Raw genomic sequence first — 11,556 nt, 5'->3', positions numbered from 1 at the left:
AAATGTGAGCATTATCGAAAAAGCGGCCAGCCGCATCGACCAGCAGCGTCAGAACGCTGCTGCCACCCCCGCCGCCGTGATCGTGGCGGATACGGAAGAGCCCATCACACCTGATGCCGGCTACGTCCCGACGCGCCCGGCGGAGCACGCAGCTGCACCGGCAGCGCCAGCGGTCACGCCGGCAGTCGCCGCGACCAGGACCGAGAGCTCGGCCGAGACCACGAACGCGGCCGGTGGCCGCCACAGCACGCGCCGCATCGAACTGGACCTGGCGCGCATGCGCGAGCTGGGCATGGTCACCGCGGCCGGCGGCCGCACGAACCTGCTGGAAGAATTCCGGATCATCAAGCGCCCGCTGCTCAAGCGCGCCTTTACCGAGCGCGGCCCGAAAGACAATCCGGGCAACCTGATCATGGTCACCAGCTCGCTGCCGGGTGAAGGCAAGACCTACAGCGCGATCAACCTGGCGATGAGCATCGCGATGGAACTCGATCACACGGTGCTGCTGGTCGACGCCGACGTGGCGCGCCCTTCGGTGCTGCGCACGCTCGGCCTGCCGGCCCAGCGCGGCCTGATGGACATCCTGCTCGACGACAAGCTCGACCTGGCGGACGTCATGCTGCGCACGAATGTGGATACACTGTCGATCCTGCCGGCGGGTACCAGCACGCCGCGTGCCACCGAGCTGCTGGCCAGCTCGACCATGACGGCGATGGTGCACGAACTCGCGCACCGCTATCCCGACCGTGTCATCATCTTCGATTCGCCGCCATTGATGCTCACCAGCGAATCGCGGGTGCTGGCCAGCCACATGGGCCAGATCATCGTCGTGGTGGAAGCGCAAACCACGACCCAGCACGCGGTCAAGGAAGCGCTGCAGCAGCTCGAAGGCATGGCCAACGTCAATCTCCTCTACAACAAGACCAGGGATATTCCGGGCATTGAAGAAACGTATGATTACCACTATGGCTAAAGGGCGCAGAAGCCGTTGCGCGCCGCGCCTGGCGCCACTGGCGGCCGCAGCGATGCTGCTGGCCGCGTGCCCGGCGCACGCCGAATGGCGCGTCACGCCGATTCTGCTCGTCAGCGAAATCTGGACCGACAACGTCAACCTTACCGAAGACCAGTTCGCGCACAGCGACCTGATCACGCAGGTGTCGCCGGGCATCACGGTGGCCAACCGCAGCCGGCGCCTGACCGTCGACGCGACCGCGCAACTGCACGGGTTCGCCTACCTGAACGACAGCGACAAGCGCAATCTGGCCGATCCCGGCGTGATCGGCGCAGCCGACAGCACGTCGAGCACCCAGCGCTCCTACAGCGGCAACCTGAAAGGCGAGCTGCTGTCGGACCTGTTCTTCGTCGAGGCCACCGCGTCGCGCGGCCAGCAGAGCCTGTCGGCATTCGGTCCGCGCGCGGGCAACGACCTGTACTCGAACCGCAACCGCACCGACATCGACACCTGGAGCATCAGCCCCTACCTGACGCACCGCTTCGGCAGCTTCGCCTCGGGCGTGCTGCGCTACACGCGCGACTCGGTCGATGGCGGCGACGCGTTTGGCTACAACAACACCGGTGGCGATACCATCCAGGCGAACCTCACCAGCGGCGCAGCGTTCCGCACCGTCGGCTGGGGCCTGACCTACGTCAAGCAGGAACTGGGCGGCGCCCAGTATGGCGACTCGACCAACGAGAACCTGGCCGCCAACCTGCGCTACATGCTGAACTCGCGCTGGTCGCTGCTGGCCAATGTCGGCTACGACCGCTACCAGTACGAAGGCATGGGCGGTGGCGACCAGGGGGCCAACTGGTCGCTCGGCTTTGCCTGGTCGCCTTCGCTGCGCACGAATGTGCAGGCCACGCTCGGCCGTCACTTCTATGGCACCACCGGCACGCTGTCGGCGCTGCATCGCTCCCGTCACACGAGCTGGAACATCAGCTACGACGATGTCGTGACGACGTCGCGCGAGCAATTCCTGATGCCGTCGACCCTCGATACGGCCAGTCTGCTCAACAGCATGTTTGCCACGGCCTACCCCGATCCGGCCGAGCGCCAGCGCATCGTGGCAGCCTATATCCAGGCCAACGGCCTGCCGTCGTCACTGACCGACAGCGTCAACTTCCTGAGCAATCGCTTCGTCCGCCAGAAATCGCTGCGCGCCTCGATGGCCTACACCAAAGGCATCAGCAGCGCGGTGTTCTCGGTGTATGCCAGCAACCGCAATGCGCTGTCCGATCAGCAAAGCGACAGTCAGCTGCTGGGCGTCGGGCAAAGCAATCTGAACGATAACGTGCGCCAGCATGGCCTCGACGCGAGTTATACATACCGGCTCACATCCCGTTCGAACCTGACGGCCGGCTACGACCTCAACAAGAGCGACTCCCGTTCGGGCGGCTTCGAAGACCTGCAACGCACGCTGCGCGTGGGCGTGTCGCGCCGTTTTGGCGATCTGCTTGCCACGGCCGACCTGCGCCGCCGCACCGGCAACGTTGGCCGCTTCACCACCGAGGCCGGCTCCACCAGCGGCACCTATACCGAGCACGCCATGGTGGCGAGCCTGTCCATGCAGTTCTAAAAGCTACGACAATCACGATGTACGAAACCTATTACGGCCTGTCGGCCAAGCCATTCCAGCTGCGCCCCGACCCGCATTTCTTCTATGGCTCGAAGGGCCACAAGCGCGCCATGGCGTATCTCGAGTACGGCCTGTCGCAGGGTGAAGGCTTCATCGTCATCACGGGCGAAGTCGGCGCCGGCAAGACCACGCTCGTGCGCAATATGCTGGGCAAACTGCCGCTCGACCAGATCGTGGCCGCGCACATCGTCAATACCAGCCTCGATCCTGAAGACACGCTGCGCATGGTGGTCTCGAGCTTCGGTCTGCCGTACGAAGGCCAGAGCAAGGCCGAGCTGCTCAACCGCCTCGAGCAGTTCCTGCGCACCGTCGACCGCCAGGGCAAGCGCGCCCTGCTCGTCATCGACGAAGCCCAGAACCTCAACGCCCGCACGGTCGAAGAACTGCGCATGCTGTCGAACTTCCAGACCGATGAACGTTCGCTGCTGCAGACGTTCCTGCTTGGCCAGCCCGAGTTTCGCGCCACCCTGCACAGCCCCGGCATGCAGCAGCTGCGCCAGCGCGTGATCGCCAGCTACCACCTGGGTCCGATGGATGCGGCCGAGACGCGCGCGTATGTCGAGCACCGCCTGAGCACCGTCGGCTGGCAGGGTACGCCATCGTTCGACGACGGCGCCTACAGTGCGATCTACGCCTACAGCGGCGGCATCCCGCGCAAGACCAACACGCTGATGGACCGCGTGCTCCTGATGGGCTACCTCGAAGAACTGCAGGCGTTCACCGAAGCGCACATCAACGACGTCGTGCGCGACATCTCGGAAGAATTCGACGCGCCCGACACCGACGACCTGGCCGATGCGCATGCCGACCAGACGGGCGGCGGCAGCCACGCGAACGAGCTGCACCCGGGCGAGCGCCGCACCAGCGTCGAGCAGCTCGACGAGCGCATGATGCGCCTGGAGAAATCGATCGTGTCGGTGCTGTCGATCCTGAAAAAGATCGCCGCCACGCCACCCAATGCCGCCGGCGCCGCGCCCCACCACCCGGACCACCAGGAATAACCCGCCATGAAAATGACCGCTCCCGCAGCCCGACCGCGTCCAGCGCCGGGTGAAAAAATCCGCAATGCGATGACCTGCGACGTGGAAGACTACTTCCAGGTGTCGGCCTTTGCCCCCTACATCGACCGCGACAGCTGGCCAACGCGCGAATGCCGCGTCGAAGCCAATATGGAACGCATCCTCGCGCTGTACGAGCGCGAGGGCGTGCGCGCGACCTTCTTCACGCTGGGCTGGATCGCCGAGCGCTATCCCGCCATGGTGCGCCGCATCGTCGAAGCCGGCCACGAGCTGGCCAGCCACGGCTACGGCCACCTGCGCGCCTCGGACCAGAGCCGCGCCGAATTCGACAACGATATCCGCTCGGCCAAGGCGCTGCTGGAAGACATCGGCGGCCAGGCCGTCGTCGGCTACCGCGCGCCGAGTTTTTCGATTGGCCACGGCAATCTGTGGGCGCTCGACGCGCTGCAAGAAGCAGGCTACAAGTACAGCTCGAGCATCTACCCGATCGCGCACGACCACTACGGCATGCCCGACGCGCCGCGTTTCGCGTTCTACCCGAACGGTCCGGACGGCATCCTCGAAGTGCCGATCACCACGGTGAAGATGGCCGGTCGTCACCTGCCGGCCGGTGGCGGTGGTTACTTCCGCCTGCTGCCGTACGCGCTGTCGCGCTGGATGATGGAAAAGGTCAACCGCGAAGACGGCGAGTCGGCCCTGTTCTACTTCCACCCGTGGGAAATCGACACCGACCAGCCACGGCCCGATGGCCTGGGCGCCAAGGCGAAGTTCCGTCACTACGTCAATATCGACCGCATGGAGCGCCGTCTCGAACAGCTGGCGCGTGATTTCAAGTGGGACCGCATGGACCGCATCTTCCTGGACAAGCCATGAATTCGATCATCGAAGCGGCGCAAGCCAGGCGCGCGGCGCCCGTCGCCGCTGCCGCCGGTCCGCAGACGCTGCATTTGATGACGCCGCAGACCGCGGCGCGCTGGGACGCGTTCGTCCGGGCCTGCCCGCAAGCCACGTTCTTCCACCTGTCCGGCTGGCAGTCCGTGATCGAGCAATCGTTCGGCATCAAGACCTGGTTCTACTTCGTCGAGCAGGACGGCCAGATCCAGGGCGTGCTGCCGCTGGCAGAGATCAAGAGCCGCCTGTTTGGCCACTCGCTGGGCGCGATGCCGTTTTGCGTGTACGGCGGCGTGGCGGCCATCGACGACGGCGCGCGCGTGCTGCTCGATGGCGCAGCCGATGCGCTGGCGCGCCAGCTCGGCGTGGGCCACCTCGAATACCGCGCCATGGAGCGCGCGCACCCGCATGACCCGAGCTGGCTGACCAAAGAGCTGTACGTCACGTTCCGCAAGGAGATCAGCGCCGTCGATGACGAGAATCTCAACGCCATCCCGCGCAAGCAGCGCGCGATGGTGCGCAAGGGGATCAAGCTGGGCCTGAAAGGCGTGGTCGAGGACAACGTCGACAACATGTTCACGGCGTATGCCCACAGCGTGCTGCGCCTGGGTACCCCCGTGTTTCCGAAGAAGTACTTCGCGCTGCTGCAGAAGACTTTCGGCGCCGAATGCGAAGTGCGCACGATCTACACCAGCGACGACCGCCTGGTCGGCTCGGTGCTGTCGTTCTACTGGCGCGATGAAGTCGTGCCCTACTACGGTGGCGGCATGGACCTGGCGCGCGAAGTGGCGGGCAATGACTTCATGTACTGGAACCTGATGCAAGCTGCCGCGGCGCGCGGTTGCCGCCTGTTCGACTTCGGCCGCAGCAAGCTGGGCACCGGCGCCTACGACTTCAAGAAGAACTGGGGTTTTGTTGCCACGCCGCTGCCGTACGAGTACAAGTTGTACGCCACCGATGCGCTGCCGGACAACAATCCGCTGAACCCGAAGTACCAGTTGTTCATCAAGGTGTGGAAAAAGCTGCCGCTGCCGGTGGCGAACTTCATGGGCCCTTACATCGTGCGCAACCTGGGCTGACAACGTGCAAGACTTGCTGCTGCTGATTCACCGCATCCCGTACCCGCCCAACAAGGGCGACAAAATCCGCTCCTACCACCTGCTCAAGCACCTGGCGCGCGACTACCGCGTGCACCTGGCCACGTTCGTCGACGATGCCGACGACTGGCAGCACGTGCCGGCGGTGGAGGCGCTGTGCGCCAGCAGCCATTTCGCGCCCCTCAATCCGCTGCGCGCCCGCGTGCGCAGCCTGGGCGCGCTCGTCAAGAACCGCTCGCTGTCGCTCGACTACTACCAGGATGCCGGCATGGCGCGCTGGGTCGATCAGGCCGTCGCCACGCACAAGATCAAGCGCGTAATGGTGTTCTCGTCGCCGATGGCGCAATACGCCGACAAGCTGGGCGATGCGCGCCGCGTGATCGACTTCTGCGACGTCGATTCCGATAAATGGCGCCAGTACGCCGAGAAAAAATCGCCACCCATGAGCTGGCTGTACCGGCACGAAGCGCGCCAGTTGCTGCGCTACGAGCGCCAGGTCGCCAGCCAGTACGACGCGTCGCTATTCGTCTCCGCGCCCGAAGCGGACCTGTTCCGCAAGCTGGCGCCGGAAAGCGTCGCGCGCATCGGCCACTTCAGCAACGGCGTCGATACCGAGTACTTCTCGCCCGAGCACGCGTTTGCCAGCCCGTACGCCGCGGGCGAACGCGCCCTGGTCTTCACTGGCGCGATGGATTACTGGCCGAACGTCGACGCCGTGCAGTGGTTCTGTGACGAGGTCTTCCCGGCCCTGCGCGCGCAGGATCCGGCGCTGGCCTTCTACATCGTCGGCTCGCGCCCGAATGCCCAGGTGCAGGCGCTTGGTGCCTTGCCGGGCGTGACCGTAACGGGCACCGTGCCCGACGTACGTCCGTATATTCGCCACGGCTGCGTGGCGGTGGCGCCGCTGCGCATCGCGCGCGGCATCCAGAACAAGGTACTCGAAGCGATGGCCATGGCCACGCCGACGGTGGTCTCGCCGCAGGCGCTCGAAGGCATCGATGCAGCACCGGGCAGCGAGCTGGCGGTGGCCGATGGCGCGCCGGCCTGGATCGCCACCGTGAGCGCGCTGCTGGCGCGCCAGCACGAACAGAACGCAAGCATGGGCCGCGCCGCACGCGCGCGCGTCGAACATCACTATAGTTGGCCAAGCAACCTGGCCTGCATCGAGGAGCGACTGGAATGCACGTGACACCCCCATCCGGCATTGCCGGCGCCAATCTGGACGCCGCTCCGACCCCATTGGCACGCTCGAGCGCCATGCTGATCGCGCTGGCGCTGCTCGCGCCGTTCTTCCTGTACCTGGGCACCGCCGAATCGCTGGTCGCGATCTGGAACAGCTCCGAGACTTTCGCCCACGGCTACGCCATCCTGCCGATCAGCCTGTGGCTGATCTGGCGCCGGCGCGATGTGTTCGATGCGATACCGGCGCGCCCGTGGGCACCGGCGCTGCTCCTGCTGGCGGTGCTGGGGGCCGGCTGGCTGCTGGCGCGCATGGGCGAAGTGCAGGTCGTGATGCAGTACGCGTTTGTCGCCATGTTCCCGATCGTGGCGCTGGCCATGCTCGGCCCGCGCCTGGCCGGCGCGCTCGCGTTTCCGCTCCTGTTTCTGCTGCTGGCGGTGCCGTTTGGCGAAGTCTTCGTCGCGCCGCTGATCAACCTGACCGCCGACTTTACCGTGTGGGCCGTACAGGCCACCGGCATCCCTGTGCTGCGCAACGGCACCCGCTTCGACCTGCCGACCGGCTCGTGGTCGGTGGTGGAAGCCTGCAGCGGTGTGCGCTACCTGATTTCGTCGGTCACGCTGGGCTGCCTGTACGCCTACCTGACCTACCAGTCGACCAAAAAACGTTTGCTGTTCATCGCGGTGTCGATCGTTGTGCCGATCATCGCCAACGGCCTGCGGGCCTACATGATCGTGATGATCGGCCACCTGTCGGGCATGGAACTGGCCACTGGCGTCGATCACCTGATCTATGGCTGGGTGTTCTTTGGCCTGGTGATGCTGCTGATGTTCTGGATCGGCAGCTTCTGGCGCGACGATGATCCGCTGCCGGCGGCCGAATTGCCGGTGGCGGCGCGTACCCGCCGCGATGGCCTGCCGCCGGTCAGCACGGCCCGCATGGCGGCCATGTGCGCCGCCGTCGTGGCGCTGGCCGCGCTGTGGCCGGGCTTTGCCCGCTACAACGATGCAGCCAATCTCAATCCCCAGCCCGTGCAGCTGGCAAACGTGGCGGTCGGCTGGCCGCAGGTGGCGCCATTTACTGGCTGGACGCCGCGCTGGGTCGCGCCGGACGCCACGTACCGCGCGACCTTCCGCAACCCCGACGCTGCGGCGCCGGTCTCGCTCGACATCATGTACTACCGCAACCAGCGCAACGGCAAGGCCCTGATCAGCTCCATCAATATGCTGGCCGCTTCCGACGACGCCTGGCATGCGCTGGGTGGCTCGACGCGCAGCGAAACGATCGACGGCAAGCCGGTCACGCTGCGCGAAACGCGGATGACGGGCCCGGGCGGCCAGTTCCTGGTGTGGCAATGGATGTCGATCGACGGCCACCTGACCTCGAACAACTACGTCGGCAAGCTGCTGCAGGCCCAGGCCAAGCTGCGCTTCCGCGGCGACGATGGCGCCGTCGTGCTGCTGTCGGCGCCGGTGGGCGACGACCCCGACGCCGCGCGCGCTGCACTGCGCACCTTCATGACCGTGCAGGGCCAGGCGATCGAGCGTGCCATCGAGCACGCGCGCACGCATTGAACGGGAACGCACGGACCATGCACAGCGATCTGGCGGTGTTGAACGCCCCGCGGCCCCTCGTTATTCACCTGGTGTATTCGCTCGATGTCGGCGGGCTGGAAACGCTGCTGGTCGACTGCATCAACCGCATGCCGGCCGAAAAATACCGGCATGCGGTGGTCTGCCTGACCCGCTACAGCGCGTTCGCGGACAAGATCACGCAACCGGGCGTCGCGTTGTATGCGCTGAACAAACCGCCCGGGAACGGGCTACGCGTGCACGTCGATTTCTGGAAGCTGATGCGGCGCCTGCGGCCCACGATCCTGCACACCTACAACCTGTCGGCGATGGAGTACTGCTTCACGGCGGCCACCGCCGGCGTGCCGGTGCGCATCCACGCCGAGCATGGCCGCGATGCGTCCGATCCGCATGGCCTGAACTCCAAGCACAACTTCCTGCGCCGCCATCTCGCGCCGTTCATCGACCGCTATGTGCCAGTGTCGGACGATCTGCAGCGCTGGTTTGCGGAGGTTGTACGCATCCCGGCGGCCAAGAACCACCTGATCAAGAATGGCGTCGATACCGACCGCTACGCTCCGCGCGCGCAAGCGATGACGGCCGTGCCGTGGGGCGCCAACGACATCGTCATCGGGGCAGTCGCGCGCGTGCAGGACGTCAAGAACCACGCCAGCCTGGTGGCCGCGTTTGCGCTGCTGCGCGAGCGCCTGCCGGCGCTGCGCGACCGGCTGCGCCTGTCGATCGTCGGCGATGGCCCGTTGTTCGGCAAGATCCAGGCGCAGATCGCAGAAGCCGGCCTGCAGGATGTCGTGTGGCTGCCCGGTGCGCGCGCCGACGTGGCCGACCTGCTGCATGGCTTTACCATCTTCGCCCTGCCCTCGCTGGCCGAAGGCACGCCCGTGTCGCTGCTTGAAGCGATGGCCTGCGGTCTGCCGTCGGTGTGTTCGCGCGTGGGCGGGATTCCCGAAGTCGTCGTCGATGACGTGCATGGTATCTTGGTCCCGGTGGAGGTCGATGCACTGGCCGACGCGCTCGCGCGCTACGTCCAGGACCCGGCCCTGCGGGCACGCCACGGCGCGGCTGCGCGCGCGCGCATCGAAGACAAGTACAGCATGGCCGCCATGCTCGGCGCCTACACCGCGCTGTACGACGGCCTGTGTGCGCGCAAGGCGCCGGCGCGGCTGCGTCCCATCGTCAACTCTTAACTTCAGCGGAACCAGACAGCATGTGCGGAATAGTCGGCATTTTTGATACCTTCGGCAACCGGGAAATCGACCGCGCGGCCCTGGGCCGCATGAACGAAAGCCAGCACCACCGCGGCCCCGACGAGGGCGAGCTGTATCTGGAACCGAGCATGGGCATGGGCCACCGCCGCCTGTCGGTGATCGACCTGGCCAGCGGCCAGCAGCCGATCGTCAATGCCGAGCGCGACGTGGTGATGGTGTTCAACGGCGAGATCTACAACTACCGTGAGCTGCGCGTCGAACTGGAGGCACTGGGCTTCGTGTTTCGCACCAAGTCGGATTCGGAATCGCTGCTGCACGCCTACCAGGCCTGGGGCCCGGACTGCGTGCACCGCCTGCGCGGCATGTTCGCGTTCGCGATCTGGGACCGCAAGAAGCAGACGATGTTCCTGGCGCGCGACCATGTCGGCGTCAAGCCGATGTTCTACTCGCTGCTCCCGAATGGCCTGTTCGTGTTCGGCTCCGAGCTGAAATCGATCATGACCCACCCCGAACTGTCGCGCAAACTCAATCCGCGCGCGGTCGAGGATTACTTCGCGTTCGGCTACGTGCCCGAGCCGCACACCATTTTCCATAACGCGTACAAGCTCGCGCCAGGCCACCGCATCGTGATCCAGGCCGGTGCGCGCGAGGTCACCCCCGAGCAGTACTGGGACGTGCCGTTCAAGCGCGCCCCGCAGCGGCCGATGGGGGAGATCGAGCAGGAGCTGATCGAGCGCGTGCGCGAATGCGTACAGAGTCAGACCGTGGCCGACGTGCCGCTGGGCGCGTTCCTGTCGGGCGGCGTCGATTCGAGCGCGGTCGTGGCAATGATGGCGCAGAATAATCCCGATCCAGTGACCACGCTGTCGATCGGCTTTGACGACCCTGAGTACGACGAGTCGAAGTTCGCCAGCGAGGTGGCCACGCGCTACGGCACGACCCACCACGCGCAGATCGTCGACAAGGACGACTACGGCCTGATCGACACGCTGGGTCACCTGTACGACGAGCCGTTCGCCGACAGCTCGGCGATTCCGACCTACCGCGTGTGCCAGCTGGCGCGCAAGCACGTGACCGTGTCGCTGTCGGGCGATGGGGGCGACGAAAGCTTCGCTGGCTACCGCCGCTACCGCTATGCGATGGCCGAGCAGCGCGTGCGCGACAAGGTGCCGGCCAGCCTGCGCAAACCGGTGTTCGGCACGCTCGGCAAACTGTATCCGAAGGCCGACTGGGCGCCGCGCATGTTCCGCGCCAAGACCACGTTCGAGGCGCTGGCGCGCGACACGGTCGAGGGGTACTTCCACGGCGTGTCGATCATGCCCGACCGCGTGCGGGCGCAGTTGTTCTCGGAGTCGTTCAAGCGCGAGCTGCAGGGCTACAGCGCGATCGAAGTCTTCCTCGGCCACGCAGCCAACTCGCCGACGGACGACCCGCTGTCGCTGATCCAGTACCTCGACTTCAAGACATGGCTGCCGGGCGACATCCTGACCAAGGTCGACCGCGCCGCGATGGCGCACTCGCTCGAGGTACGCGTGCCGCTGCTGGACCATACGTTCGTGGAATGGGCGTCCAGCCTGTCGCCCGACATCAAGCTCGGTGGCGGCGAAGGCAAGTACATCTTCAAGAAGGCGCTCGAACCGTACCTGTCGCACGACGTGCTGTATCGCGCCAAGAAGGGCTTTTCGATTCCGCTGGCCGCCTGGCTGCGTGGCCCGCTGCGCGACAAGCTGCGCGCCGCTGCGCTGTCGCCGCTGCTGCTCGACACCGGCATGTTCAACGAAAAATTCTTGCGCGAGATGGTGGACCAGCATATCGCCGGCAGCAAGGATTACAGCGCGCCGTTATGGTCGGTATTGATGTTCGAGACGTTCTTGCGGGTGAGCTGCAACCGGTAACGGTTGCGCCCGACGGTTGCGCCCGATGATGGTGCTGGCGT

The 11,556-nt window shown here is 65.9% G+C and carries 9 protein-coding genes; all 9 read left to right on the top strand.

Annotated features, from left to right (window positions below; all coding sequences use genetic code 11):
* Window positions 1-4: 4 nt before the first annotated feature.
* Genes ACZ0AJ_RS20390 through ACZ0AJ_RS20350 form a run of 9 tightly spaced genes read left to right on the top strand, consistent with a single transcriptional unit; the run spans window position 5 to window position 11,515 of the window.
* Complete coding sequence (locus tag ACZ0AJ_RS20390) at window positions 5-973, top strand: XrtA-associated tyrosine autokinase (protein ID WP_499456245.1); 969 nt, start codon at window positions 5-7, stop codon at window positions 971-973.
* Window positions 966-2,576 carry a TIGR03016 family PEP-CTERM system-associated outer membrane protein gene (locus tag ACZ0AJ_RS20385; protein ID WP_499456243.1) on the top strand — a complete coding sequence of 537 codons (1,611 nt, stop codon included), beginning with the start codon at window positions 966-968 and terminating at the stop codon, window positions 2,574-2,576. The genes ACZ0AJ_RS20390 and ACZ0AJ_RS20385 overlap by 8 nt, the downstream gene beginning before the upstream one ends.
* Window positions 2,577-2,593: 17 nt before the next feature.
* Complete coding sequence (locus ACZ0AJ_RS20380) at window positions 2,594-3,637, top strand: XrtA/PEP-CTERM system-associated ATPase (protein WP_499456242.1); 1,044 nt, start codon at window positions 2,594-2,596, stop codon at window positions 3,635-3,637.
* 6 nt (window positions 3,638-3,643) lie between these two features.
* On the top strand, window positions 3,644-4,528 hold the full coding sequence (locus ACZ0AJ_RS20375; RefSeq protein WP_499456241.1) for an XrtA system polysaccharide deacetylase: 885 nt from the start codon (window positions 3,644-3,646) through the stop codon (window positions 4,526-4,528).
* Window positions 4,525-5,625: a FemAB family XrtA/PEP-CTERM system-associated protein gene (locus ACZ0AJ_RS20370; RefSeq protein WP_499456240.1), complete on the top strand. Its 1,101-nt coding sequence runs from the start codon at window positions 4,525-4,527 to the stop codon at window positions 5,623-5,625. Before ACZ0AJ_RS20375 ends, ACZ0AJ_RS20370 begins: the two co-directional genes overlap by 4 nt.
* Window positions 5,626-5,629: 4 nt before the next feature.
* A complete protein-coding gene (locus ACZ0AJ_RS20365) occupies window positions 5,630-6,832 on the top strand; it encodes a TIGR03087 family PEP-CTERM/XrtA system glycosyltransferase (RefSeq protein WP_499456239.1) in 1,203 nt (400 codons plus the stop codon).
* Window positions 6,823-8,397 carry an exosortase A gene (gene xrtA / locus ACZ0AJ_RS20360; RefSeq protein ID WP_499456238.1) on the top strand — a complete coding sequence of 525 codons (1,575 nt, stop codon included), beginning with the start codon at window positions 6,823-6,825 and terminating at the stop codon, window positions 8,395-8,397. Before ACZ0AJ_RS20365 ends, xrtA begins: the two co-directional genes overlap by 10 nt.
* A gap of 17 nt (window positions 8,398-8,414) precedes the next feature.
* Window positions 8,415-9,599 carry a TIGR03088 family PEP-CTERM/XrtA system glycosyltransferase gene (locus tag ACZ0AJ_RS20355; RefSeq protein ID WP_499456237.1) on the top strand — a complete coding sequence of 395 codons (1,185 nt, stop codon included), beginning with the start codon at window positions 8,415-8,417 and terminating at the stop codon, window positions 9,597-9,599.
* 20 nt (window positions 9,600-9,619) lie between these two features.
* Window positions 9,620-11,515 (top strand): XrtA/PEP-CTERM system amidotransferase, encoded by a 1,896-nt coding sequence (locus ACZ0AJ_RS20350; RefSeq protein WP_499456236.1) that lies wholly within the window; start codon window positions 9,620-9,622, stop codon window positions 11,513-11,515.
* Window positions 11,516-11,556: the final 41 nt, after the last annotated feature.

It is taken from the genome of Telluria sp. AC161 (genome assembly GCF_979258535.1).
This window is presented reverse-complemented; position numbering and strand designations above follow the sequence as displayed.

What these genes read in the sequence shown, in the direction of transcription:
- ACZ0AJ_RS20380 (WP_499456242.1), top strand. Translation starts at nt 2,594, where the DNA reads ATGTACGAAACCTATTACGGCCTGTCGGCCAAGCCATTCCAGCTGCGC.
- ACZ0AJ_RS20350 (WP_499456236.1), top strand. Translation starts at nt 9,620, where the DNA reads ATGTGCGGAATAGTCGGCATTTTTGATACCTTCGGCAACCGGGAAATC.
- ACZ0AJ_RS20370 (WP_499456240.1), top strand. Translation starts at nt 4,525, where the DNA reads ATGAATTCGATCATCGAAGCGGCGCAAGCCAGGCGCGCGGCGCCCGTC.
- xrtA (WP_499456238.1), top strand. Translation starts at nt 6,823, where the DNA reads ATGCACGTGACACCCCCATCCGGCATTGCCGGCGCCAATCTGGACGCC.
- ACZ0AJ_RS20385 (WP_499456243.1), top strand. Translation starts at nt 966, where the DNA reads ATGGCTAAAGGGCGCAGAAGCCGTTGCGCGCCGCGCCTGGCGCCACTG.
- ACZ0AJ_RS20355 (WP_499456237.1), top strand. Translation starts at nt 8,415, where the DNA reads ATGCACAGCGATCTGGCGGTGTTGAACGCCCCGCGGCCCCTCGTTATT.
- ACZ0AJ_RS20375 (WP_499456241.1), top strand. Translation starts at nt 3,644, where the DNA reads ATGAAAATGACCGCTCCCGCAGCCCGACCGCGTCCAGCGCCGGGTGAA.